Genomic DNA, 25,505 nt, shown 5'->3' with positions numbered 1-25,505 from the left:
TTCTCCAAAGGCATAGAAATTGAAACCCGGAATACGAAAAATGAGAATAGCGAATCGAGTCAATAACTTAAAACAAATCGAAAAATGTGGGAATATGAGATTTGGGGAAATACGGTCCAGACATGGATCGTTTCCATACTGATCGTCGCAGGGGCGTTCGTCGTCGTCAAACTGTTGTCCCTGCTGGGCCGCAAGGTCGTAAAACCGTTTATCGGACGCACGAACAACCGCGTGGACGACATTGTCTACTATTCCGTGGAGGCGCCCCTGAAATTCGCGGTCATGCTGCTGGGCATTTGGATCGCCATCCACCGGCTGGTCTATCCCGACCACCTGGTGAAATACGTCGACAACGCCTACCGCATCCTGATCATTCTGGACATCACCTGGGTTCTCGCGCGTCTCTCAACGGCCCTGCTCCAACAGTACTGGGGGCACCGGTCTGACGGACAGGGGATGAAAATGATGCCCGTCGTCCGGCGGACGCTTCTGGTCCTGATCTGGATCATCGGACTGGTTACGGCCCTGAGCAATGTGGGCGTCGACATCAACGCGCTGTGGGGCACCCTGGGCATCGGCGGCATCGCCTTCGCCCTGGCCGCGCAGGACACCGTGAAGAACATCTTCGGCGCGTTCACCATCTTTACGGACAAGCCCTTCGGCATCGGCGACACGATCAATGTCAACGGTCTCGAAGGAACGGTGGTCGATGTCGGCATGCGCAGCACGAGGATACTGGGTTACGACCGGCGGATCACGAGCTATCCCAACTACAAGATCACTGACGCCTCGATCGTCAACATCTCTTCCGAACCGATGCGGCGGGTCATGGTGAAATTGGGTCTTACGTATGACACGGGGGCCGAAAAAATGAAAGAGGCGTTGGAGATACTCCGCTCCCTCCCGGCGAAGGTCAAGGACGTTTCCCGCAATCCGTCGGACACCACGGTCTATTTCTCGGACTACACCGATTCGGCGCTGGTCGTCACGTTCTTCTACTACATCGTGAAACAAGGCGACGTTCTGAAAGCGACATCGGACATGAACCTGGAAATCCTGAACTCCTTCTCTCAGGCGGGGCTCCGTTTCGCATTCCCCACGCGCACGCTGTTTGTGCAGCAGGACGGCGGCGAATCCCGGAATACGAATTCATAAATCTGATCCTATGGAAACACCGAAGAATCATCCCGACCCCGTACAGCCGGAGGCATACGACAAATATCCTTCCTATTACGGAACCGATCTGGAGCTGACGTATACCCCGCAGGGCTCCGTTTTCAGGCTTTGGGCGCCCACGGCCGACAGAGCCCGCGTGAATCTCTATGCCGCGGGCGAAGGTGGGGAGCCGCAGGAGCGGCTGGAGATGGAACGCTCCGACGGCGGGACCTGGCGCGTCGCGGTTGACCGCGATCTGAAAGGCGTTTTCTACACCTTCCAGATCGAGACGAACGGCGGATGGTTGGCCGAGACGCCGGGCATCTGGGCCCGGGCGGTAGGCGTCAACGGCAACCGGGCAGCCGTTATCGACCTCCGCGACACCGATCCCGAAGGCTGGGAGGCGGACCGTGCGCCCGAGCAGAAGATGTATTCCGACATCATTCTCTACGAACTGCACCACCGCGACTTCAGCATCGCCCCGGACTCGGGAATCAAAAACAAGGGCAGGTTTCTGGCCCTGACCGAATCCGGCACCCGGACGCCGGAAGGGGAGGCATCCGGACTGGACCACCTCAAAGAGCTGGGCGTGACGCATATTCATATCCTGCCGTCCTTCGACTTTGCAACGGTGGACGAGTCGCGGCTGGCTGACAAGAGCTACAACTGGGGATACGATCCGAAGAACTACAACGTTCCGGAGGGCAGCTATGCGACCGATCCGGCCGATCCCGCGGCGCGCATCCGCGAATTCAAGGAGATGGTCATGAGCCTCCACCGCAACGGCATGCGGGTTGTCCTCGACGTGGTTTACAACCACACGGCTTCGGTCGAACGCTCGAATTTCAACCTCACGGTCCCCGGCTATTTCTACCGCCACAACGCCGACGGCTCCTATTCGGACGCCTCGGGCTGCGGCAATGAGACGGCTTCGGAACGCGAAATGGTGAGGCACTACATCGTGGAGTCGGTCAAATACTGGGCGACGGAATATCACATCGACGGATTCCGGTTCGACCTGATGGGTATTCACGACATCGAAACGATGAACCGCGTCCGCGAGGAGCTCTCGAAGATCGACCCCACTATCTTCATTTACGGCGAAGGGTGGCTTGCGGCCGACTCTCCGCTGCCGCCGGAGCGGCGGGCCGTGCGGGACCACGTCGGACAGATGGAGGGGATCGCCGTCTTCTGCGACGATTTCCGCGACGCTGTGCGCGGCAGTACGTTCGACGAACACGCCGCCGGATATGCCTCCGGGAATATCGAGGGACATTACGAACCCGTCAAGTTCGGGATCGTCGGCGCCACGGAGCATCCCCAGGTGAATTACGACGGACTGCTGTACAGCTCCCTGCCGTATGCGGCGGCCCCGTCGCAGGCGGTCAATTTCGTCGCCAGCCACGACGGCTACACGGTTGTCGACAAACTGAAACTCTCCGTCGGGGGCGACCGGGCTGCCGACGAACTCCTCCCGATCGACAAACTCATCCATACCATCCTGCTCACGGCGCAGGGAGTTCCGTTCATTCGCGCCGGCGAGGAGATGATGCAGGACAAGCAGGGCGAACCGAACAGTTTCCGTTCGCCCGATGCCGTCAACCGCATCGACTGGTCGCTGAAACACGCGAACCGCGACCTGTTCGACTACGTTCGGGGGCTGATCGCCCTGCGGCGGGCACATCCGGCGTTCCGCATCCCGACGGCGGACGGGGTGCGGCAGTGGCTCCGGTTCCTCGATACGGGCGATTCCGGCGTGATCGCCTATACGCTGGGCGAATACGCGAACGGCGATGCGTGGAAGGAGATTCTGGTGGTTTACAACGGCAACCGCAGTCCGGCCGGTTTCCGTATGCCCGACGCGGAGTGGAGAGTAGTCTGCCGCGACGGACGAATCTCCCCCGCCGGGGGAGAAAGGCTGTCCGGAGGAGACGTTCAGACAGCCCCCTCGTCGGCACTTATCGCATACCGCGAATAATTTACGGGCCGTTTAACCTCTCGGGTACAAATTTTGTATGATTCTGATTGTCAACCAAAAAAATTAAAGCATATGTATTTCTTATGGTATTTGCTCATAGGACTGGTGGCCGGATGGATCGCCAGCCTGATTTTCAAGGGCAGTGGCTCCGGATTGCTGGTCAATCTGATCGTCGGACTTATCGGCGGCCTTCTGGGCGGCTGGCTCGTTTCTCTTTTCGGATGGGTGCCTACCGGCACGTGGGGCACTCTCCTTTCTTCGATCATCGGGGCCGTGGTCCTGCTCTGGATCGTATCGCTGTTTACGCGGCACAAACCTGTTAAAACGGTATAATTATGGAAAAGTATTCGACAAAAGACAATGAAACGCTCCGTGAACATGCGGAAAAGGCGGTCCACAAAGCGGAAGAACAGGGCCAGAAGGCCAAACACAACTTGCAGGAAAACGTCCAGAAGTTGAAAGACGACGCCCAGGAGGCGGTCATCGAGGCTAAAAACGAAGCCCGGACGGGCGTTCGCAAGATGGCCGGCAAGATCGAAGAGGCCGGCACGAAGGTCAAGAACGCCGCCAAAGAGGGTGCGACCAAAGCCGCACACCGGGTTCAGGAGACCGCCACGCAGGCCGCAAACCGGGTCCGGGAGAAAGTGTGATCCGGAGGCCCGACAAAAAAAGAGAAGTCTGAAGACTTCTCTTTTTTTTGTGCTGCGGGCGTCAGACTGCCCTCTCCCTTAGGCGAAATCGCTCGGCACGGGCTCGCTGCGCATCGTGCGGTCGGGATAAGGTTTCAGCAAGGCGGCGATCTGTGCGTCGGTCAGCCCGGGGGTGAGCCAGCGCTCTTCGTCGCCGGGACTGAGGATGACCGGCATCCGGCAGTTCGCATTGTCGATATGGCGCATGAGCGGATTGGCCTCGGTGGTGACGATCGAGAAGGTCATTGCCGGACCGCCGCCCTGCGGACAATGCCAGCTGTCGTAGATCCCGGCCAGGGAGAAGAGCGAACGGTCTTCCAGGGTGACGAACATCGGGATTTTCCGGTCCCGCTCATGGCGCCACCCGTAGAACCCGCTGACCGGGATCAGACAGCGCCTCCGGCGGACGGGGACCCGGAACGCCGCATGTTCGAAGATGGTTTCCGCACGGGCGTTGACCGTCTGGTTGCGTATCGTGACAACGTCTGCGGAACTGCGCGTCCAGAACGGAATCAGCCCCCACCGGAACGGCTGGATTCGCTCGTCGCCGGTGACGACCGGGTAGGGGCGGTGCGAAAAGGCGCAGACGCGGCCCGGCGTGGGGAGCTCTTCGACCAGATCGGCCCGGCGGCCGTAATGCCGGGCCAACTCCTCCGGTCCGGCTGCGAGGTAAATATGGTAACACATGGCGAATGGAATTAGACATGAAAAGGCAGGGAGCATGACGACGACCGCTCCCTGCCTTTTTTGGACGCAAACGACTTATTTTGCGGCTTTGACGAAGTTGCCGTCCTTGTCGAAATCGAGAGCCGTCTTGTTGGCGAGAACAGCCTTGTAGCCGTCTGCCGTGGTCTCCAGCATGACGACACGCTGGCCGGGATAGTTGTTGCCCGTATAGGTTTTGATCTTGGCGGGGATTACCGACATGGGGACCGATCCCTCCTTCATGATGATCTGCGACCAGTCGCCGCTGCCGCCCTCGAAGGATACCTGGTTGCCGCTGTTGAAATAGACGGTGTACTTGTCCCACGACGCCTCACGGTCCATCTCCACGGATTTAACCTTTTCGCTGGGGAAATTCTTCTGGATGAATTCCTGCGAGTTCTTCGGCAGTTTGCCGAAATCCACTTTCTGGGGTGCAGCGGTTACGGCGAAAGCCATTGCCGCAGCTGCGACGAGTAAAAGAAATTTTTTCATAATATAAAGAATTAAATGATGAATGACATTGGGGATTATTGCAAATCGTATTCCATTGAGGATGAAAATGTTTAAAAAAAAGCTTTCTTCTGAGAATCATTTTTTTACGCTCTTCGGGCGTTTTTTTACGTCATGCCGCCCGTGAACAGTTTGAGGATGTAGCCTATCAGGAAGCTGATTCCAGCGATACCGAAACTCAGCAGGGCCATTTCGACGAAATGCTGTCTGAAACTCTCGCACCGGACGACCGAATAATAATAGTTGAACAGGGCGATCACGGTCAGGGCGGCCAGGAGCATGACGCCCAGCGCCGCCAGTGCGTTCGAAAAGAGCAGGTAGGGGATTATCAGGATGGCTACCGTCATCAGATAGGTTATCCCGGTGCAGACGGCGGCCCGCAGCGGATGTTTCTCGGGGCCCTTTTCCGATTTGGTGGCGAGGTACTCGGAGGCGGCCATTGACAGGGCGGCGGCGATACCCGTGATGCCGCCTGTGAGCGCGACGAGCCGCGGGTCGTTCAGCGCCAGGGTGAAGCCGGCCAGCGCCCCCGTGAATTCGACCAGGGCGTCGTTCAGCCCCAGGACGACCGAACTGATATAGTGCAGTTTTATTTCACCGGCCAGCGTCATCAGCACCTCACCGTGCCGGTGCTCCTCCGAAGCTATGTGCATGAATTCCTCCCGCTCGGGGTAGAGGGAGTAGCTCTTCTCCGTGACTTTTTCGCATGATTCGATCTGCCGGACGACGAAGGCCGTTCCCAGCATCCGGGCCATCCGTACATACCAGAACACCCGTTTGGGATCGGGAGCGACATCGTGCCCCGTATTGTTTTTCAGGACCTCGCAGTGCCGTCTTTCGTCGTGCATGATACGCAGTAGGGTCTGCCGTCGCGCCGGATCTTTTTCCAGCGCCGCCAGCCGGCGGTAGACTTCGCACAAGGTGGTCTCGTCCCGTTGAAGGCTCAAAAGGTCTTTTGTCATTGCAGTCGTGTTCGTGTGGTGATTCGGCCCGAAGGCTCCGAATTGGGAGCAAAGCCGGGCGTTCACTCCCAAACCCGCAAAAAATTTGCCGAAACGACGTCCGAACCTCCGGAGGAAGAAGCTTTTACCTCATCCGGAGACGTCGGAAAATTTTTCATCCTCCCCTTACTGCGTGTTTTGCAGGAATATCCATCCTCCGGTTGTTCTGATCCATCCAAATGTATTTTTTCGTGGCATAAATGATGCACGACGCTACATCGGAAAGTGTGCCTGACAGCACGTTCGAGCACACACCTTATAATAATTTGAAATTACGGTTTAACCGAGTATTAACTTAATTTAATTATCAATTCAGCTATGAAAAAAAAGTACTTTTTCTCCGCATTCGCTGCGGTTCTGCTCTTTGCGGGGGCCGCTTTCACCTCCTGCGACGACGATGACGACAACCCCGCTCCCGGCACACGGCCGACGATTAAGTTCGAGAATGTCATTCCGACGAAGAATTACGTTCAGAGCGGCAGCTTCGCAGCCGTCGCACCCGGAGCGACGACCTCCTTCACTTTCCATGCGGCCAAAGGGCAGCGATTGATGTTGGCCGCCATGTATTCCTATTCCAATGACCTGTTCTTCGCTCCGGAGAATCCGGGTATCGAACTCTTCAACGACTCGGGTGTTCCCAATACCGGGATCATTGCCGATGCCGTGAAACTGTGGGACAACGGGACCCGCGTGAACGAACAGCCCGGCCCCGGCGTCAATCATCCGGGCGTTGCCCAGGCCGGTGTCGTGACCGAGGTGAAGGGCACCGACGCGGCAGGGCACACCTACCTGGCGGCTTCGAGCCTGTTCCAGGTGAGTCTGACTTTCGACGCCGCGCAGTCGTTGTTCACCTGCACGATCTCCAACATCTCGAACGGAACGGCCAATGAGACTCCGTTCTCGGGCGGCGTATTCGTCGTTTCGAACCTGCTCGACGGCAAGCTGGTAATGGACAAGCCGTTCTTCAGCGTCGATCAGAAATCGGGTACGGAGCTGACCAAACTGGCCGAGGACGGTAATGTCGAACCGCTGAAATCGCTGGTTGCCGACCAGACGGGGATCGTCACCACGCTGCACGGCGCCATCGTTGTGGTTTACACGGGCAACACCAATCCGATCTACCAGCTGGGACAGAAAGACGCGCAGCTCGGACTTGCGGCGCTGGCACAGCGCGGCGACCCGGCACAGTTGAAAGCCTCGCTCGAAAAGGTCCCGCAGGTGCGCAAGATCTATACGCTTACGGATACCGCTCAGCCCGGCGAGAGCATGGAGTGCACCTATGAGGCCGCCGCCAACGAAAAGGTAGCGTTTGCAACCATGTTCGGCTATTCGAACGACTGGTTCTTCGCCAACGGTCCCGAACTCAACGCCCTGACCAAAGGCGAGGTAACGAGCAAGACCGTCCTGTTGGACGACGGTACGGCCGTAAGCCAGTATCCCGGCGCCGGCAATGCCCAATTCATCTTCGGCGGAACGGTGATGCCCGAAGACAAGGCCATTTCGGCTGTCGGCGACACCTACCCGGTTCCCGCCGTCGACGGAATCGTCAAAATTACGATCTATTAAGATCTGAGTGTGTGTCAATTGTGCCCGGAGCAGGAAACTGCTCCGGTTTTTAAACCTGCAAAACCATGTTGAATCATAAACCGCAAGAAGGCAGCGCTACCGTTGCCGTAGAAAAAAAGACTTCCAAAATTCCCTCGATGGTCTATCTGTGCGCCGGTCTGTGCGCCCTTGCCGCCTCGGGCTGCATGATGTTCCGCGGCCGAAGGTCCAAGGCGCTGTTGGTCGGCCAATGGGCCGCGCCGCTCCTGATCATGGGACTTTACAACAAGATCGTCAAAACCGAAGGTCACGACTGATCGATAAAAAAATCACGACTATGAATAAGCATAACGATATGCGCGGCGAAAGCCGTGCGACGGAAAACGGCACCACGAACGCTCCCGACAGCCGGAGCCACAGCCGCGACAACAGCGGCATGCATGCCGGCGGCTCCCGGGGGAGTTCCTTCCGGCAGCAATCCGACAACCCGGTGCAGTACGGTTCGAAAAAGGGCTCGTACTGGGAGGAAAAAGGTTCCGACCGGGAACCGGACGCCGAAAGCCGGATGAACGGGCAGAGCCCGAACAAGAAGTAGCAGAGTCCCGTCGGCTCTGCGGCCGACCGGGAAACGATATGTTCAACCTAAAAGAGAAAAATATGTTTTACCATTCCAAAGAACTCCAGTTCAAAGCCCGGGTGTCGAAACCCGATCCGCGCTTTGCCCGGCTGCTGCTCGAACAGTTCGGCGGCGGCAACGGCGAACTGAAAGCTGCGATGCAGTATTTCGTGCAGGCGTTCGCCTGTCACAATCCCTATCCCGACAAGTACGATATGCTGATGGATATCGCCACCGAGGAACTGGGGCACCTCGAAATCGTCGGAGCCACGATCCAGATGCTCCTCGCAGGGGTCAACGGCAACCTCAAAGATGCCGCCGAGCGCAGTGACGTATTCGGTGAAGGCATTTCGAAAGACGATTTCATCCATTCGGCCTTTTCGGTCAATCCGCAGTTCGGCGTCCTGACGGGCGGCGGTCCGCGCCTCACCGACAGCAACGGCGTACCCTGGCAGGGCTCCTACGTCAATGCCAACAGCGACCTGACGGTCGATCTGCGTTCGGACATCGCCGCCGAATCGCGCGCCAAGATCGTCTACGAATACCTGATGCAGTTCACCGACGACAAAGATGTGCTGGCCACGCTCAATTTCCTGATGACGCGCGAGGTGGCGCATTTCCAGCAGTTCGAGGCGGCGCTGGGCACCATCCAGCCCAATTTCCCGCCGGGAGTGCTGCAAAGCGATCCCCGTTACAGCAACCTCTACTCCAACCATTCGATGGGAGAGGATGCCCGCGGACCGTGGAACGAGGGCGAGAGTACCGGTCTGGGCGAAGAGTGGCAGTATGTCGAGGACCCGCGCCGGCAGGTGCTCGAAACCGACGGACTCACCGACCTCGAGCCGAAGGGAACTCCCCGCACGGAGGCTTCGGTGCGCAGTGCGGACAGGAAGCTCAGCCAGAAACGCAGCGCCGAGATCCGCAAGGCGACGCCGGAGAAGAATCTCCGGTGGTGCGAATACGATCCGCACGAAGCAAAGGCGTCACGCCGCAAGCCCGTCGAGCAGGATTAAACATCCGCCGATGCGAAAGCCCGAACGCCCCGGAATTTTCCCCGGGGCGTTCTTCCTGTTTTGCATGGGCTTTGCAGCGGAAATCCGCAAATCAAATACTTGTATACCTTATGAAAAACGGAGTAATGATGCAGTATTTCGAATGGAATCTGCCCAACGACGGAAAACTGTGGACGCATCTGAAAGAGGATGCCAAACATTTGCACGACATCGGCGTCACGTCGGTCTGGACGCCTCCGGCTTACAAGGCCGACGAGCAGCAGGACGAGGGATACGCCGTATACGACCTTTACGACCTGGGGGAGTTCGACCAGAAGGGAACCGTCCGCACCAAATACGGGACGCGGCGCGAGCTGGAAGAGGCGATCGCGGCGCTGCACGACAACGGCGTTTCGGTTTATCTCGATACGGTGATGAACCAGAAGACCGGCGCCGACTTTACCGAGAAGTTCATGGCCTGCGAGGTCGATCCCGACGACCGCGAACGGGTGATCGGTCCGCCCGTCGAGGTCGAGGGATGGACCGGATACACCTTTCCGGGGCGCGGCGAGCAGTATTCGCCCTTCAAATGGCACTGGTACCACTTCTCGGGGACCGATCAGGTTTACGAGACCGGCAAACGCGCCATTTACCTCATCCAGGGCGAAGGCAAAAAGTGGAGCGAGGGTGTCGACGGCGAGAACGGCAACTACGATTTCCTGATCTTCAACGACGTGGATTTCGACCATCCCGAAGTGATCGAGGAGATGAAGCGCTGGGGCGTGTGGATTGCCGGAACGCTGAACGCCGACGGGATGCGTCTCGATGCGCTCAAACACATTAAGAACACCTTTATTGCCGATTTCATGCGTGCCGTCCGGGCTTCGCGGGGCAAGGAGTTCTACGCCGTCGGCGAGTATTGGAGCGGCGATTTCGAGTCGCTGGAAGCTTATCTCAATGCCGTGGACCATCAGGTAGACCTGTTCGATGCGCCGCTGCACTTCAAACTCTTCTCGGCGTCGGAGCAGGGGCGCGATTTCGACCTGCGGACGCTGCTCGACGACACGCTCGTACGGAAATATCCCACGCTCGCCGTGACGTTCGTGGACAATCACGACTCGCAGCGCGGAAGTTCGCTCGAATCGCAGGTCAAATCGTGGTTCAAACCGCTGGCCTACGGCCTGATCCTGCTGATGAAGGAGGGGTATCCCTGTATCTTCTATGGCGACTATTACAGCATGAAGGGCGAGGCGTCGCCCCACCGTGCCGTCCTCGACATCCTGCTCGACGCCCGCCGTTCCCGGGCCTTCGGCGAGCAGACCGACTATTTCGACCATCCCAATACGGTGGGCTTCACCCGTGCGGGCGACGAACAGCATCCCGGTTCCGGACTGGCGCTGCTGCTCTCCAATGGCGAGGACGGTGAGAAGGTGATGTCCGTGGGGCTGTCTCACGCCAACGAGACGTGGCGCGAGATCACCGGAAGTTACGACGACGAGATCGTCATCGGAGACGACGGGAAGGCTCTTTTCAAGGTCCGCGGCGGAAAACTGGCCGTCTGGGTGAAAAAATAACGCCGGATGCGGAATGGTATATGTTTTGTATTCTTGCAAACGACACCGCATTCTGCGTCAACAATGCGGTGCCGAAACAGGCCTCCGGCCGGAGACGACAGCTTTCCGACACGGCTGGCAGGTTTAATGTCAAACTAAATTCTTTAATAGCATGAAAGAGTCAACCAACAAGACCGCCGGCCGTTCGCAGGCCGGACAGAGCAAGTCGACGGGATCGTCGCGCTCGACCACTTCGCAGACCGGTTCGTCGAGCCGGGGAACCGCCAAGAGTCAGACCTCCGCTACGGGCCGCGTCTCGCGCAGCAACAACCCCGAAGGTCACAACCAGTACACCAAAAATCGTAAGTAACTGCCAGCGTTGCGATTCGGTTTCTGTCGGATCGCAGCAAGGGACTGCCTGTCGTGTTTCGGGCAGTCCCGTTTTTCATAATTCACCGACGATAAAAAAGCCTGGGGCTATATTTTGCCGACGCTGCTCTGTTTTCTTGCGGGCGGACTGGTCGGATTGTTGCGCAAACAAGTTTGACCAACTGATTTAGTGTTAAACAACGTGTTAAACATTTCCCCGAAAACGCTCTCTTTTCCACCCGAAAAAGCCCGACGACAGGGCAGACGCACAAAAACAAAAAGACCGATAATCATTGATTATCAGTCTTTTGCTTTGTACCCCCCCCCTCAGGGGCTCGAACCCTGGACCCCAACATTAAGAGTGTCGTGCTCTACCAACTGAGCTAAAGAGGCATCAATCAGTAAATCAGCTATTTATTATTGATGGGTTCTCTGTGAAACTCAATAGGTAACCAAATAGGTAACACAAATTGCCTTTTCATCTGAGATTAAAAATGTGATTGAAATAGGGTAGTTGCGCACTTAGTTGGCAATAATTATACCTCCAATTTAAGCGCGCAGGTTATTTAATTTTTCTTGTTCCGCATTAATCCATTCTTGGGCTGCAGTAAAAACTGGATTTGTAAAGTTGTTTTTATGGCTATTAAGGTTGTTAATAAGGGTATTAATATCTTGTATAATCTTTTCTCTTAATGGTATTGATTTTAATTTATATCGATATTCTGCAATTCTCATTCTTTGTTCTTCAGGAGGATTTGGAGCCATAATGCCACGATACGTTAAATCATAAATCTCAATGGCCTCTTGCATAGCTTTTGCTTGTATTGTAGGTACATGGGCTGGAAGTTTTGCTATTAGTTCTGTCATAGTTGTGATATCTTCAAACAACTGCTGTACACAGAGAGTATATGCTCTCATAAAGGTTGAGATATGATGATCTCTTGAGTTTTCGTATACAAGGTTAAAAGCATTAAACTCTCGTGTTAATTCCTGATGGAAATCATCTAATTTAAGATTTTCTTCTTTACACCTTTCTGTGTCAATTAAAACTAATGAAACAATTCCAATCCTACTAAAATTGAGTTGGGAAATGCGAGTTGCAAGGTCATGTTTCAACTGGGATAAACTTTGTTCTTGTAGAATTATTTGTTGGGAGTTTTTGTTGTGATTGATTGTAAATAACAAGATTGTAAATGAGATAAGAGATGTCAGTACACCACCTATATATGAACCATAAAAAGATAGCCAGTCCTTTCCCTCTCCTACAACTGTAATTTTACAAGGAGTTTCTTGATTTAAGATGTAATTTAGCCCGATTGGGATAAGGATACTTAAGATAGCAACTAAAATAACAGTTCGTAAAATAATAGCCTTTTTCATTATTTATTAAGTATTTGTTAATTCAAAGATAATGTTAATTCCTTAAAGTCGAGCACCCATTTTTGTTGTTCCATGAAAGAACATCCCAACAGACCGTGAATCTGTATGCCCGATTCTTCCTCCACTTTTCCAAAAGCCGAGGATAAATCCATCACCGAGAAAGCTGCTTTGTACTCCCGTTCTTCCAGCGAGAAAGTCATTTCAACTACATCTGTAATCTGGAGTGTTCCATCTATCCCAAATTGTTGCTGTTGGTTTATTCCTCCCGAAAGCTGGAAGAACTCAGCTACTTTTTTATCAAGGACATTGATGTTACTCCCCGTATCAAGCAAAAAGCACAGATTCTTGGCCTGTGCTTTTACGATGAGGAGGGGTAATCCTACTTGGATTAGACTCTGTTGGAGTAGAATTTTATTATTTTCGTTCAATCCCATCTATTTCATCTGTACTAAATTCAATTTCAATGACTTTTGATTTTATAGGCGATATACTATTATCATAACCTGCTACTCTTATAACTCCATAGGTATTGAATCGGTTTTTCATATTCTGCAATGCTGTTTCCAAATCCATAGACAAAACATGCAAAACAGTAATTCCGTTTTCGTATTTTTCATAAGATTTAGTGTCTGGCATATAATTCACCCCGACGGCATGGTGTTGCATTTCTACAAGATTGAAAATCTGCTCAACCGACCATTGCTCCTTATTTTCCATATTGATTTATTCTATTGGTTCGATTGATGAATAATAATAACTCCAGCGACTATTCTTATATGCTTCAAGGCTAAGAGCAGGAACATATAATGTAAAATGACAGCTAAGATGATCAATCATAGGAGGATTTGTTGCCATACAATAAATACTGAGGTGTGTTTTGTAATTGTAGAATATCTCGTTAGTGATTAACTCCACACTTGCAGGAATTTCAAAGATAGTTAAAGCAGTACAATTATTAAATATAGCACAACCATCCAAATAATCATTCGTTATTGATTTCAACTGTGTGCCATTCTCAAAAATTACGCTTGCCAGTGAAGAACAATTATAAAACACACTACCTCCAAACGTCTTTACGCTTGCAGGTATCTCAATGCTAACCAAAGCAGTACAATCTTTAAATACGGCACTTATACCTGATATAGACTCCAACTTTGATCCCTCTTCAAAGGTCACATTCATTAAAGATGAACAATTATAAAATACGGGACCTTTTATTGTCTCTACACTTGCAGGAATTTTAATATTTGGTAAAGCTGTACAATTCTCAAATATAGCATTAGGGCGAACAACAGAATTGCCACTACGACCTGTTATGTATTGCAACTTTGATCCCTCTTCAAAAGTCACATTTGTCAAAGAAGAACAATTATAAAATATACCTCCTTCAATGGTCTCTACACTTGCAGGGATCTCAATAGTAGTCAAAGCCGTACAATCCTTAAAAACAGTACCACCCGATATTGATTTCAACTGTGTACCCTCCTCAAAAGTTACGCTTGTCAAAGAAGAACAATTATAAAATATACCTCCTTCAATGGTCTCTACACTTGCAGGGATCTCAATAGTGGTCAAAGCCGTACAATCCTTAAAAACAGTACCACCCGATATTGATTTCAACTGTGTACCCTCCTCAAAAGTTACGCTTGTCAAAGAAGAACAATTATCGAATATGCCATCTCCGATTGTCTCTACACTTGCAGGGATCTCAATGGTGGTCAAAGCTGTGCAATTTCTGAATACAGCGCCAGCACTCTCTAAGTCTTTCGTCATAGATTTTAATTGTGATCCCTTTTCAAAAGTCACATTTACCAAAGAAGAACAATCAGAGAATATGGAGCCTTTAAGTTCAGTAACTTTTTCCGGGATATTAATACTCGTCAAACTGCTACAATATGCAAATGCTTTTGTCCCAATCTCAGTAATTGTTTCTGGTAAGCTAATATTGATCAAACTACAACACTCATAAAATGCACTTTCACCAATTTTAGTGACCATTTTGGGGATATTAATATTCACCAAACTACTACAACCATAAAAAGCCTTCCATCCAATTTCAGTAACATTTTCTGGTATCTCAATCCTCTCTAAACTTCGACAACCAAAAAATGCAAATTCTCCAATTTTACTAACTGTTTTTGGGATATCAATATTCTTTAAGCTACTACAATCCTGAAATGTGCAATTCTCAATCTTAGTAACCTTTTCCGGGATATTAATACTCGTCAAACTACTACATTCTTGAAATACACCTGCCCAAATTCTACTAACTGTTTTTGGGATATCAATACTTTCTAAGCTACTACAACCTCGGAATGTATAGGTTCTAATCTCAGTAACCGTTTCTGGTATACTAACATCAGTCAAACCACTACAATCGTAAAATGCCCCATTTTTAATATTAATAACTGTTTCTGGTATATCAATCCTTTTTAAGCTACTACAATCAGAAAATGCCCATTCTCCGATTTCAACAATATTATTATTAAAAATAATTTCGCTCAAACCGCTACATCCGTCAAACATAGAATCTCCAATTCGGCTAATTTTCAGATTATTACTCAAATCAACAGATGTTAGATTTTTACACCCTTTACAATTGAGTATTTCCAGATTAGAGAAATAGCCAATGCCTGTCAACGTTTTAATTTCAAAATCCGTAAGGTCAATTTCTGAAACTGCGGCGGCTTCTATTTGAGAGACTTTACCATCCTTATTAACATCGAAATTATCATAACAATATTGCATAAAAATGATATCGTCCATGCAAGAACAAACATCATTCGGGTCCGGTAAATCAGGTAATGGGCTCGGTTTATCGGGTTTGTCTGGATTATTTTCGCTGTCTTCGCTTTTACTACATCCTACGCCCATCATTATGGTCGCAACAAATAATATGATTAGTGTTTTCATTTCTGGTATAGTCTAAAATTAATTTCAGTTATCGAAACAACCGTTTTTTCTTCGGTCTTTGAAAGATCACCCAATCCCTCGGTCGAATATTCCGTTCCCAACTTTTTATTGATAAATAGGCAAGCTTGTTGGGTTAAATCTGGTCGCTGCGTGTCGGGAACCACATCTTTAACTGTGAGAAAGACATCCATTGTTTGAGGAGTGACAGGCTCAAAGGCTTTTTCGAAACGAAATTCACCATTTTCGTAGATTAAATTAATCATTGGATTTAGATATTTACCCCAGCCAACTCCGAATCGAGGGGATTAAAAAAAGAAAGTGTGGAGTTGTTAGTTTATCTGGTAGGAGGCTCTGGTAAGCCCAAGTACAAATAAACAATACCCCACACTTGGTAGATATATTAGTGAAATATACATCTACGCAAGTGATGAGTGTTTGTATTGCTTATCCTTTGTACTTTGAAATTTACCAGATTCCCTACCAAGGATAAAAGCTAAACACTTTCATCAATCAATATGTCGCTACCCATCGGGATAGCATCACAAAGTTAGAAAATGTTTTTTAAATACAACTACTCAACGGGGTATTGTAACAACAAATTACGGTCAAAAGTTTGTGAAAATCAATATTGATTCACAGAAATGTTTACTCTTTCTTGCGGGGATCTGCCCTTATGTAGGCTACAAGGACAAATATAACCCCTCCGATAAGTGTCAAATACAAATCTTTCATAAATTCAGTACTCTAAAATAGTGCATAATCGGTACGTCTCAAATGATAGCTGACTGCACCCAAATAAAAAAGAGGCATGGATCGCTCCACACCTCCCGTTGGTATTCAATTCTCCGGTTTATCCCCGGATGATTTTCAGATAGTACGTCAGACTTTGAATTACCACATCCTCGATAAACTCCACAAAAGCCGAGTTATCTCCCGAGGATGCCTCCTCCAAAGTCTCATAGTAGCGTCGCCTTGTCTCATTGTCTCCCTTAATATTGGCAATGGGATAACCGTGTTGCATCAATATCAGATTCATCAACAGACGGGCTGTCCTGCCATTCCCATCAATAAAGGGATGGATAGACACCAGTTTCTCGTGCATCTGAGCGGCCAATACAACCGGGTGCATGGAATCTTTGTTTGCCTCGTACCATTGAAACAACTCGTCCATTTGGGGCTGTAACAGGTAAGGCTGGGGAGGAATATGCTTGCTGCCGCTGATAATGACAGGTACACGGCGGTATTTCCCTGCATTGTCCTTGTCTATGCTGTGCAGGACAATGGCATGAATATCCAAAAGCACACGTTCCGAGATCGGCTCTTTCTTTTGGGCTATGTCCTTGATAAAATCAATAGCCTCTTTATGGTTGATAGCTTCCAAATGCTCTCTCAGCCCTTTGCCTGCAATAGTAATACCTTTGTTGACCACCATGTCTGTTTCATGGAGGGTCAGGGTATTTCCCTCAATGCGGTTGCTGTCATAGGTATACTCAATCTCCAGAGCCTCTGTGATGCGGTAATTTTCATTGGCCCTGTATTGATTCAGTTCACCTAAAAGGGTGTCGATCTGTTGCAACTTGTCATTCATACTCACAAAAATACACAAATTTCAGACAAAAGGTAGCAGGCGTGTTACCTTTTGAGCAAATTATACACCTATCTCCCTTATATAATGGAAAGATAGATGTACAACTCCCGCGCAGATAGATTCTGTTATTATAAACAACTAAGTGCGCGATCTCCAACTTTCATATCATAATGGAGAAAAAAAGTGGTGGACCTTGAATAAGAGAGGGATATATAGGACAGAACAATATAGCCAGAATACCTAAACATATCATCGAGGGTAAATGTCTGTGAGAAACTTAATGAAAATTTTGATATGTTAATTAAATTAAATATTTTTATATACAAAATGCTTATATCATGGATGCTGTTACACAATATAAGGTATTATTCGCCTCTCCAGGAGATCTAAAACATGAACGAGAAAGGTTTCCCCAGGTAATAGATGAAATCAATCGGGTATGGGGAATAATGCTTGGATTTCAGATAGTTCCAATAATGTACGAATATTCAAGTGGCCCCGGTGCAAGTGTACATAGCTCGCAAAGTCTAATTAGTAAGGATTTTGGAGATGATTATGATGTATTTATTGGAGCATATTGGCAAAAATATGGGACTCCTACATTAGATGCATTATCAGGGACAGAAGAAGAATTTAATAATGCTTATAAACGTTTTTGTGAGAATCCTTCATCTGTTCAAATTCTTTTCTATTTTAAGGAAACTCCCCCGGCATCACTAAGTGAAATAAATGTAGAGGAATTATCAAAAATAAGAGCCTTTAAGACATTCTTAGAGCAAAAAAATATTTTATATTGGACTTTTACAGATTTGCCCTCATTTGAACAATGCATAAGGGAACATCTTCCACGACGACTATTAGAAGACAAAGTTTCTCAAAATATTTTACCACAAAAGGACATTCAAAGGCAATTACCAGAGAAGCAAATTAGTTATGAGATTAATCAGTCAATACCAACTGAAGACGATATAGACGATTCAATAATTGAAACAGAAGAATTTGGAATCTTAGATTACAGGGAAATATTTGACTCTTCAATAGCATCTTCAATATCGTGTCTTCAAAATATATCGTCACAAACACATTCTTTCACCCAATTAATAAAAAAAGCTACCCGCCAACTAAACCGAGAAAATTCAAAACTTACGCCATCAACTAAAAATGTACGTGCAATATGCCTATCTGTAGTTGCTGGATCAAATAAATTATCTGATAACTACGAAACGGAGATTCCTACATATTTTGAGAATTTTAGGATTGCGGTAGAAACAATGGTTAAAATTCAGACTCTATATTCTGAAAAAGACGAGATATCAACAGATTTAGATTCAATATATTCATTATCAGATAGTATTAATGAGTCAAAAAAGGCAATCATAGAATTTAGAACAGTAATAGCAGATAGTACGTGCTTAATCAAAGAACAAAAGAAAGCAAATAAACGTTTATTGCAGAATTTTGATAATTATATCAAGGTTTGTGATGCAAGTTTAGAACTTATTAATCAACTCATAATATCAATAAGTTGATGCTATTGAATTACAATAGCATCAACTTTTCACTCCACAAACCACCTGTACTCACTCTCCCCATACAGGGCCTTGTTGATACCCTCAGCCAGTTGCGAGGCATTGAGTGCCCGATCCAGAAAATTGTCGATATAGGAGGACTTATTGGCCCCTGTAAGTAGGTTGTAGACCTTCCACATGGAAATCTCTCGGCTCTGTGCATCTACCCCGAAAGCCTCGTCTTGGTAGTAAGCCCTTGCCACCAGATTGATTTGGGTGTCGGTCATCAGCAGTTGGGGCAGTCTCTTTTTATCCTCCTGAGGCAGGCATTGATAAAGCCGCGATTTGCCCAAGAACTGAGCGAACTGATGCTCTGTCATGGACGAGTTCACGAGGGTTTGCATCTGCCTTGTGTGTTTCTCGGGGTTATAGAGCTGAAACAGCTCCATGACAGCCTGAAAGAGAGCCTGTGTATTCATCACCTTGATCTCGCTCTTGTAGCCGTCCGTGGAGACACACATGTTACAGCAGACCCTATTCTGAAAGCCCACAAAGACTTTGAATTTCTCCGCGGATTTCCTGTTGTAAAGGTTTTCATGGTTGTAGGCCCTTACCCCTCCTACCGTCAGCTTTAAGGGGTTTCCGTCGATGTCCTCGTGGATAGTGGGGATTTCAAAGCAGAACATCATCCGCTCATAGTAGATGGTCTTGTCTGTCTCCAAAAGCTGATTCACGGGTTTGTGGATAGCCTCGGGGATTCTGCCTTTGATGATATGACTTACCCGGACAGAGGGGCTGTCGATGGTTTCTCCCCGGAAGAACTGCTGAGCCGCTTCGTGGACTGTCTCCACAAAGGCAGGGTGTGAAATGGTTACCTCGTTATCCTTGGAGAAAACAGGGACTACACAATCACTTTGCAGGTGGCGGAGTGAAACCTCTTTGGTATTGGCTTCTATAAAGGGTGTGGTCTTATTCGTCCTGACCGGCTGTGAAATATTGATAGGATGCTGTGTCGGCAGAGGAATGATCTCTTGCCTAACGGGATGGAGTTGGAGCGCTGTTTCCATAGTTTTGAGGGGTTTGGGGTTGAATGATGTTTGATTGAGGATTGAGGTTACACCAGTTCAGGATGGCTTGGCCTACTTTGGGAGTGATGGTAAACTCGGGACGGCCCATGAACAGACCTGTTCTGTCTTTGGAAGCCTGCACATGGTGTTTGAGGTCTATATCCAGAACGACGGTAAATTCATAGTCCATGCCATCCCTTTGCATGGCTTTAAGGCCCACTTTCTCCGGGACCATCTTGCCGTTCTTTTCATTGAGCACATAATCCTGCTTGGTGCGCATGGTACAGATGATATGCACCGCAGATTGCAGGATTTTCTGCACAAAAGCATTCTGACGGGGTGTGACCTTGGCCCAGTTTGCAAAGGAGTTGCCTTGCAGTCCTGCATGGAAATCCAGCAGGTAGTCCCAGCATTGGGAAATGGAATCCACGATAATTACCTCCATACCTGCATTTTCACATAAGGTGATGGCCTCGATGTAATTCTCCGGGGAATAGTCTCCACCGAGGGAGACCACATTGTAGGTCCCGAGATGAGCATAGAGATCGGCAGAGCCATTTTCTGAATCTATGACGGCAATTTTGGACCAATCCGAGGTCATGCCATAGGCCAATAAAAGGGCTGAATAGGTTTTGCCCGAACCTGCACAGCCTTGGAGGGCCAATTTGATCTTGGCCTGCTTTCTTGTAGAGGGGCGGATGTTTAACATGATGTATGAAATTAAGTTGTGTATCTATCTAAACAATCAATAAAAACAGGCAGAAAGCCCCAAAGCCTCCTGCCTGTCCTGAGAATCCCTGATCAGCCTAAAATACAGCCAATGTAGGTGCTCCTCCCTCGCCCCGCTGATGGAGCATCATAAATAGCTCTCCAGTCTCGGCATTGCACACCTGAGACACCACCGGGTCTGTCAGCTGTCCTGTCTCTACTTTCCGACTGCAAGGGCCTGTTTCAAAGCCATAGACGAAGAATACCTTGCCTGTGTGGGGATTCTGTTTTACCTCCAGTTTCTCGACTCCCTGCTGGGCTTTGAACTGTGCTACCTCCCACGTCTCGATAAATTTCAGATTGCTTTCCATACCACAAATATTAGATTAAATTGTTGTGGCGGGGGACCATCCCCACGCCGAGTGCAGGGAGAGGTCATGTGGTGATTAGGGCAAACATGTGCGGATAAAACTGAAAAAAATAAAAAATAAAATAGTTATAACTTAGGGGCCAGGAAATAATGTCTTATTAATAATAATGTGGGTCAACTATAACAGATTCATTTACTTAGGATAAGGGCAGGAGTTTTATACCCCCGCCCTTATGCGCACTTAGTTTTATAATTATATAATGGTTTATTTGAGCAATTCCGATAAAGGATAAATAGCATTTTAGGTGTGTCATGCTCAAACGGTTCTTGCCTATGTAACCACTCTTTATAATTCTGATGCCCTAACCAATCACATGTCAGCATTAAAGAATCGGGATAATTTTCAAATTGTGGGTTCTGCGGATAATCACCAGCAAACCCTATATAGCCTTTAACCTGTAAAGATTTTAAGTGCTTGTAGTACGCTGTTCTTGAAATACCCAATCTCTTAATGGCTTCTGTTGCAGATAGTCCCATATTGAATGAATTATTAAACCCTATGCAATAGAGAGCGATCATAAAACCCTTTTCTTCGGATGAGAGCCTATTATCTTCTAATACTTCTCTGTGGATAATCCTAAATTGTTCAGTAATATGCGGCAAAATATATCTTTTGCGCCTGTTGCCGTTTCTTACAAATTCTTCAATGGTACAGAGACCGCTATTTTTCAGCCTTTTGGCAAAATGATCTTTTATGTAACCCAGGGATTTTCCCGTAAAGTCAGCTAATTGCTCATAGGTGACATCCGTTGTATTATCGTCATGTGCTGTCAGGCAGAGAGCTGTAAAAACATAAAGATCATTGAGATGCAGCTTCTCTGCTGCTTCAATAGGGATAACTGTATAATTTTTCATGTCATGCAAAAATGGTGTTTGTATTTTAGGCTGTTCTATATTACTTACCTTTATTATTTAGCTTAAATAGGTAAGTAATATAGATTCGCATAAAATGCGAACACACTTAAAAATGATACTTAATTTGGATTCTTGGAGGACCTAACCTCCTGAAAGGGAATACAAAGATAAGTAAAATTTTTGGATTTTGCAAATATTTTGGCGGTTATTTTTCTGTAAATCAGGAATTTATAGCAAGAAATATTCCCGTAGATTTTCCTCAGTTCTCGGGATTCTCAGAGGACCGTGTTTTTTGAATCCCATTGGATTTTTACCCTTTATAAGGTAAATTTTAGGTCTCTCTACCAAGAATAGAGCTTTCAGCAGGCTTACTGATGCACGCTGTTTGATGGTCTTGTGAAGATGGTATTTTACTATTGGAGCAGTCAGCTCTTGTATTTCCGAGGCTTTATATTTTCTGCCGATCTTGAATACCCTGAGTAAATCCCGCTTGAATGGGTGCTTATCATCCAGAGCCCAGAATACAGCGGCGTTTTGGAGGTTTTTATAAGCCCTCTTATCATTATGACGGATTTCCCAAAGTTTATCTATCAGAGTTTCTATATCCGCCAGTTCCCGGAGTTTATATAGCCTTTGGATGTATACTTTACAGCCTCTTTGTGAAAGATATATTCCTAAATCAGGCTTTGTAAGCTGACCTTTCTGTTTTACAATCTCGCGGATTTCATCGATTGCAGGTAAGAGTTGTCTATCGAGAGTATCATCTGATTCTTTTTTATTGGCTATGTCCAACTTGATTTGTGTTTCAGAGGGAACTATCGCTTTATATTGAGATTTAATAATATGGCCCTGTTCTTTCAGATTGGCTGGCAAATTCTTGTATGAGTTGTAGATTGTATTACACAGTTTTTGCCGTTCAACCAGATAATCTATATTCATATAAGCCGTAACATTCTGTTTGCAGATATTCTTACGTGTCAGTTTAATCGATTTTTCTCTGGGTAATTGCACGGCAGCTTTTTCTCGGATGGCTGTTTGAACTACCTGAAATAATTCAGCGAGGTCTGCATCCTGTTTACCTAATTCTGAGGCGGCTTTTTGTAATTGTAGGATTGCCTCAGCTTGTTTTAATAAGGTATTTTGATAATTTTTGTCTGCATTTTTTTGCTTGTCATCGCGTGTATTATAAATGATCGTATCGCTCAGGATTCCTTTGGGGGTTCTGCATCTGCCGTATATTTGCGTCATTTTATCCAATGAAAGCATCTGATAGTTTTGCTGTGCATTGGAGACGGTGATAAGATGGTATGAATCCTCAATATCTACCCCTGCAAAATAGCAACTTGTGATGAAATTAATTCTCTGCGGGAGAGTGTTATCAGGCTTCAACTCGGAATAGTAATCACCAGCTTCATTTTTGGAGGATGTACTACAAAGGATTGAACACTCTTTCTGCATTTGTGATGTAAGTAGCTTGATGATATTCTTGCAATGCCGGATAGAGTTGAAAGCAATCAATATCTTATTTGTTTGTGAGAGTGATTGAATGTGTTGTGCTGTAAGGGCATCCAGGTTATCAGTATAGAATAGTTGGATATTCCGTTTCGGAGTATCTTTCCATGTGAGCTTGAATTTGCATTCCTGCTGTAACCGGGGATTGGAGAACTCTCTCATCGTTGCAGTTACAAGGCATCTGTTCTTGGGTGGGAATTGAAAATAATAGTCGATCAAATCCTCCAGTTTGGGCCTGTAATTACTTTCGGACTGAATCATATCCACCTCGTCGATCATCAGAAAGTAATTTTTCCAATCGTCGGTCTTGATTTGTTCCAATAATCCCGGCAGGCTGTCTGCGACTACAAGAAACTTTTTGTATTCTAATTTGGTGTCAGCCAAATACTCTTTTATCTCCTTATCATTTGTAGCATCCCGTTCCTCATTGATTTTTCCACCGACATACAACGCCTTATCCTTATGTTTAATGTATTTGGTATATGCCAGAATTTTAGTCGGAGAGACTATAATCGAGTGCCTTTTGGAGTTTATCTCCAATGTGGTTGCTCCGATACCTGCCTCTTGTTTATCCACTATGCCGTGGGGCATTTTTTGAATATATGTAGCAAGTGTCAATTGCATGGGCTCCCACTTGATCTGTGTTTTAAGGGGTAGTGGACCTGTTTGTTTTATTTGTTTATCTCTGCTATTAATTCTTCCTCATTGTCAGGAAATTCCACTATGTCGTGATGCAAATCTTCCAGAGAATTTATTACCTCGTTTTCAGAGATGTAAATTTCTTTTCTGTTTCCGTTTGTCCTATCTATATTTATCCATAAATTGGGCGTGTCGAATAAATCCCCATAGGTATTGGGAATGTTTTCTTGGGACACCTTTTCTGAAGCCTGCTCGGAGTTTTGTTCTTCTGCTGGTATTGCCTCGTTGTCGGGGAGTAATTCTCCTGTAATAATTATACCTGACAGTTCATCAACCCCCTTATCATTTTCACTTGTTAAATGCTTGCTTATCGCTTCTTCTACTTTCAGACTGTCTGCTTTTACCATATCGCCCACTTAATTTTTATTCATATATGGAATCTATCTGAGCAAATATAGCAAAAGTTAAGGGGAATATTGCTGTTCCCCTTAACTTTATACAAGATGTTGCATTGCCTCGTCAATCTGTTTATTTTCAAAACTATCCAGATAAATTTGGGTGACTTTTTCAGAACTGTGTCCCAGAGAACTGCTGATAATAGAGGTTGCTACTCCAGCTCTTCTGAGGACTGTCGCATAACTGTGCCTTGCTACATAAGTAGTCAGTTTATTTGGGATTTTCAATTCCTCGCCGATTTGTTTCAGAGCCTTGTTGGTTTTAGCAAGGGCTTTGTGTATCCGGTTGAATTTCTGCAACTCTGTTTTGTGACTGCTGTTAAGGATTGGAAATAGATACTCGGAAGTTGGATTTTGGTATCGTTGTATTATCTCCAATGCTTTAGGCATCAATTTGTAAGAGAGTAATTTCCCGGTTTTATGCCGTGTGTAATAGAGCCTCTCGCCTGCAATATTTTCCTGTTTCAGCCGTGCCATGTCGCCGAAATTGATTCCGGCTGTATAGTAGCTGAAAAGAAATAGATCACGGGCTAATAAGATATATTCTGTGTTGGTGCATTGCGGGGAGTAGTTTTCTATGAGGATAATGTGTTGTTTGGCAATAGCCCGTTTGTGGGTGGAGGTCCACAATTTGCCTACCTTGAATTTGATGAATGGATTGATTTTAGACGTGAATTTTCCTTCTTCCGCAGCTTTGTTATAGGCCGCTTTCAACAGGCTGAATTTTGTGGCAATGCTGTTGCTTTGGTTGCCCCGTTGAATAAGGAATAATTCAAATTCCTCCAAAAGCTGAAAGTTGATTTCTTCCAACCGGGTTGGGGTGGGTTTAAATTGCATGAACAAGGATAATGCTGTTTTGTGCTTGGAAGCAGAGTTGTATTTTCCCAAAGTTTCCAACCGTTTGATAGTTTGCTCCAGACACTCTTTCACGGTATATGTGGCAATTCTCGCCTTTTTCTCGTCGAGCAGGGCATCCAATGTGATCTCTTTGTCTAAAGCCTCCAGTTGTTTCAGCCGCTTGAGGTACTTATATCTGATGCTCTCGATTTTCAGCCGGATTTCTTCATTTTCTGAATTTTCATTTATAAAGCGCTGGGTGTCAGGATTCCAGTCCTTAGCTTGGATATAGATTCCGGTGCTTACATATCTTTTCTCCCCATTATAGGTAAACCGGAGATATATGGGAGCCAGACCGTCTTTTTTGATTTTGTTCTTTTTGCAAATAGGTTGAATCTTGATAATCATATTGTTGCAAGATTATCAGATGAAAAGGAGCAGGGGAGTTACCGACTAAAACAGGTAACCAAATTGGTAACCATTTTCTGCTGAAAATGCCC

The 25,505-nt window shown here is 47.4% G+C and carries 27 protein-coding genes and 1 tRNA gene; 11 read left to right on the top strand and 17 right to left on the bottom strand.

Annotation, left to right across the window (positions count from 1 at the left end; all coding sequences use genetic code 11):
* Positions 1-84: 84 nt before the first annotated feature.
* From BLU78_RS02790 to BLU78_RS02775, 4 genes are all read left to right on the top strand, one after another.
* Positions 85-1,155, top strand: a complete 1,071-nt coding sequence (locus BLU78_RS02790; RefSeq protein WP_010264259.1) for a mechanosensitive ion channel family protein — start codon at positions 85-87, stop codon at positions 1,153-1,155.
* Between the two features lie 10 nt (positions 1,156-1,165).
* Complete coding sequence (gene pulA / locus BLU78_RS02785; RefSeq protein WP_074711989.1) at positions 1,166-3,133, top strand: type I pullulanase; 1,968 nt, start codon at positions 1,166-1,168, stop codon at positions 3,131-3,133.
* A gap of 72 nt (positions 3,134-3,205) precedes the next feature.
* Complete coding sequence (locus BLU78_RS02780; RefSeq protein WP_010264267.1) at positions 3,206-3,466, top strand: GlsB/YeaQ/YmgE family stress response membrane protein; 261 nt, start codon at positions 3,206-3,208, stop codon at positions 3,464-3,466.
* A 2-nt stretch (positions 3,467-3,468) separates the two neighbouring features.
* Positions 3,469-3,783 (top strand): hypothetical protein, encoded by a 315-nt coding sequence (locus tag BLU78_RS02775; RefSeq protein WP_010264270.1) that lies wholly within the window; start codon positions 3,469-3,471, stop codon positions 3,781-3,783.
* A 78-nt stretch (positions 3,784-3,861) separates the two neighbouring features.
* On the opposite strand, the gene BLU78_RS02770 is transcribed toward BLU78_RS02775, so the two are convergent.
* The 3 genes from BLU78_RS02770 to BLU78_RS02760 form a co-directional block, all read right to left on the bottom strand.
* On the bottom strand, positions 3,862-4,509 hold the full coding sequence (locus BLU78_RS02770) for an SOS response-associated peptidase (protein WP_010264272.1): 648 nt from the start codon (positions 4,507-4,509) through the stop codon (positions 3,862-3,864).
* 75 nt (positions 4,510-4,584) lie between these two features.
* Entirely contained in the window at positions 4,585-5,019 is a 435-nt protein-coding gene (locus BLU78_RS02765) for a PepSY-like domain-containing protein (RefSeq protein ID WP_010264275.1), read from the bottom strand.
* A 125-nt stretch (positions 5,020-5,144) separates the two neighbouring features.
* On the bottom strand, positions 5,145-5,999 hold the full coding sequence (locus BLU78_RS02760) for a VIT1/CCC1 transporter family protein (protein WP_026020772.1): 855 nt from the start codon (positions 5,997-5,999) through the stop codon (positions 5,145-5,147).
* 357 nt (positions 6,000-6,356) lie between these two features.
* Between BLU78_RS02760 and BLU78_RS02755 the strand changes: the two genes are divergently transcribed.
* From BLU78_RS02755 to BLU78_RS02730, 6 genes are all read left to right on the top strand, one after another.
* Positions 6,357-7,604 (top strand): spondin domain-containing protein, encoded by a 1,248-nt coding sequence (locus BLU78_RS02755; RefSeq protein ID WP_010264279.1) that lies wholly within the window; start codon positions 6,357-6,359, stop codon positions 7,602-7,604.
* Between the two features lie 65 nt (positions 7,605-7,669).
* A complete protein-coding gene (locus BLU78_RS02750; RefSeq protein WP_026020773.1) occupies positions 7,670-7,900 on the top strand; it encodes a hypothetical protein in 231 nt (76 codons plus the stop codon).
* 20 nt (positions 7,901-7,920) lie between these two features.
* The gene (locus BLU78_RS02745) at positions 7,921-8,178 is read left to right on the top strand and encodes a hypothetical protein (RefSeq protein WP_010264288.1); all 258 of its coding nucleotides are present in this window, start codon (positions 7,921-7,923) and stop codon (positions 8,176-8,178) included.
* Positions 8,179-8,240: 62 nt separating this feature from the next.
* Positions 8,241-9,212 carry a manganese catalase family protein gene (locus BLU78_RS02740; protein WP_010264293.1) on the top strand — a complete coding sequence of 324 codons (972 nt, stop codon included), beginning with the start codon at positions 8,241-8,243 and terminating at the stop codon, positions 9,210-9,212.
* 110 nt (positions 9,213-9,322) lie between these two features.
* The gene (locus BLU78_RS02735; RefSeq protein WP_026020774.1) at positions 9,323-10,765 is read left to right on the top strand and encodes an alpha-amylase; all 1,443 of its coding nucleotides are present in this window, start codon (positions 9,323-9,325) and stop codon (positions 10,763-10,765) included.
* Between the two features lie 151 nt (positions 10,766-10,916).
* On the top strand, positions 10,917-11,114 hold the full coding sequence (locus tag BLU78_RS02730) for a hypothetical protein (RefSeq protein ID WP_010264297.1): 198 nt from the start codon (positions 10,917-10,919) through the stop codon (positions 11,112-11,114).
* Between the two features lie 319 nt (positions 11,115-11,433).
* On the opposite strand, the gene BLU78_RS02725 is transcribed toward BLU78_RS02730, so the two are convergent.
* From BLU78_RS02725 to BLU78_RS02705, 7 genes are all read right to left on the bottom strand, one after another.
* Positions 11,434-11,506, bottom strand: a tRNA-Lys gene (locus BLU78_RS02725).
* Between the two features lie 156 nt (positions 11,507-11,662).
* Entirely contained in the window at positions 11,663-12,493 is an 831-nt protein-coding gene (locus BLU78_RS13945; RefSeq protein WP_143029349.1) for a hypothetical protein, read from the bottom strand.
* A gap of 17 nt (positions 12,494-12,510) precedes the next feature.
* Complete coding sequence (locus tag BLU78_RS02720; protein ID WP_010264298.1) at positions 12,511-12,927, bottom strand: pepsin/retropepsin-like aspartic protease family protein; 417 nt, start codon at positions 12,925-12,927, stop codon at positions 12,511-12,513.
* Positions 12,908-13,210 (bottom strand): hypothetical protein, encoded by a 303-nt coding sequence (locus BLU78_RS13940; RefSeq protein WP_143029348.1) that lies wholly within the window; start codon positions 13,208-13,210, stop codon positions 12,908-12,910. Before BLU78_RS13940 ends, BLU78_RS02720 begins: the two co-directional genes overlap by 20 nt.
* Before the next feature lie 6 nt (positions 13,211-13,216).
* Positions 13,217-15,406: a leucine-rich repeat domain-containing protein gene (locus tag BLU78_RS02715; protein ID WP_081504101.1), complete on the bottom strand. Its 2,190-nt coding sequence runs from the start codon at positions 15,404-15,406 to the stop codon at positions 13,217-13,219.
* Complete coding sequence (locus tag BLU78_RS02710; RefSeq protein WP_010264303.1) at positions 15,403-15,669, bottom strand: hypothetical protein; 267 nt, start codon at positions 15,667-15,669, stop codon at positions 15,403-15,405. Before BLU78_RS02710 ends, BLU78_RS02715 begins: the two co-directional genes overlap by 4 nt.
* Before the next feature lie 587 nt (positions 15,670-16,256).
* Positions 16,257-16,994 carry a Fic family protein gene (locus BLU78_RS02705; protein WP_010264307.1) on the bottom strand — a complete coding sequence of 246 codons (738 nt, stop codon included), beginning with the start codon at positions 16,992-16,994 and terminating at the stop codon, positions 16,257-16,259.
* A gap of 338 nt (positions 16,995-17,332) precedes the next feature.
* Here BLU78_RS02705 and BLU78_RS13935 point away from each other — a divergent pair, with 338 nt between their 5' ends.
* A complete protein-coding gene (locus tag BLU78_RS13935) occupies positions 17,333-18,523 on the top strand; it encodes a hypothetical protein (protein WP_143029347.1) in 1,191 nt (396 codons plus the stop codon).
* A 29-nt stretch (positions 18,524-18,552) separates the two neighbouring features.
* Here the strand turns inward: BLU78_RS13935 and BLU78_RS02700 are convergent, their stop codons facing one another.
* From BLU78_RS02700 to BLU78_RS02670, 7 genes are all read right to left on the bottom strand, one after another.
* Entirely contained in the window at positions 18,553-19,569 is a 1,017-nt protein-coding gene (locus BLU78_RS02700; protein ID WP_010264310.1) for a DUF3871 family protein, read from the bottom strand.
* The gene (locus BLU78_RS02695) at positions 19,538-20,278 is read right to left on the bottom strand and encodes an AAA family ATPase (RefSeq protein ID WP_010264313.1); all 741 of its coding nucleotides are present in this window, start codon (positions 20,276-20,278) and stop codon (positions 19,538-19,540) included. The genes BLU78_RS02700 and BLU78_RS02695 overlap by 32 nt, the downstream gene beginning before the upstream one ends.
* A gap of 97 nt (positions 20,279-20,375) precedes the next feature.
* Positions 20,376-20,648, bottom strand: a complete 273-nt coding sequence (locus BLU78_RS02690) for a hypothetical protein (RefSeq protein WP_010264315.1) — start codon at positions 20,646-20,648, stop codon at positions 20,376-20,378.
* 230 nt (positions 20,649-20,878) lie between these two features.
* Positions 20,879-21,562 (bottom strand): hypothetical protein, encoded by a 684-nt coding sequence (locus BLU78_RS13930; protein WP_143029346.1) that lies wholly within the window; start codon positions 21,560-21,562, stop codon positions 20,879-20,881.
* Between the two features lie 228 nt (positions 21,563-21,790).
* Positions 21,791-23,698, bottom strand: coding sequence for a DEAD/DEAH box helicase (locus BLU78_RS02680; protein WP_010264316.1), 1,908 nt, complete (start codon positions 23,696-23,698; stop codon positions 21,791-21,793).
* A 47-nt stretch (positions 23,699-23,745) separates the two neighbouring features.
* On the bottom strand, positions 23,746-24,120 hold the full coding sequence (locus tag BLU78_RS02675; protein WP_010264320.1) for a hypothetical protein: 375 nt from the start codon (positions 24,118-24,120) through the stop codon (positions 23,746-23,748).
* Between the two features lie 87 nt (positions 24,121-24,207).
* Positions 24,208-25,413 (bottom strand): site-specific integrase, encoded by a 1,206-nt coding sequence (locus BLU78_RS02670; protein ID WP_010264323.1) that lies wholly within the window; start codon positions 25,411-25,413, stop codon positions 24,208-24,210.
* Between the last annotated feature and the right edge of the window lie 92 nt (positions 25,414-25,505).

Origin of the sequence: Alistipes timonensis JC136, assembly GCF_900107675.1 — a bacterium.
GTDB lineage: Bacteria > Bacteroidota > Bacteroidia > Bacteroidales > Rikenellaceae > Alistipes > Alistipes timonensis.
The sequence above is the reverse complement of the archived record's forward strand: the minus strand, read 5'-3'. Positions and strand labels throughout refer to the sequence as shown.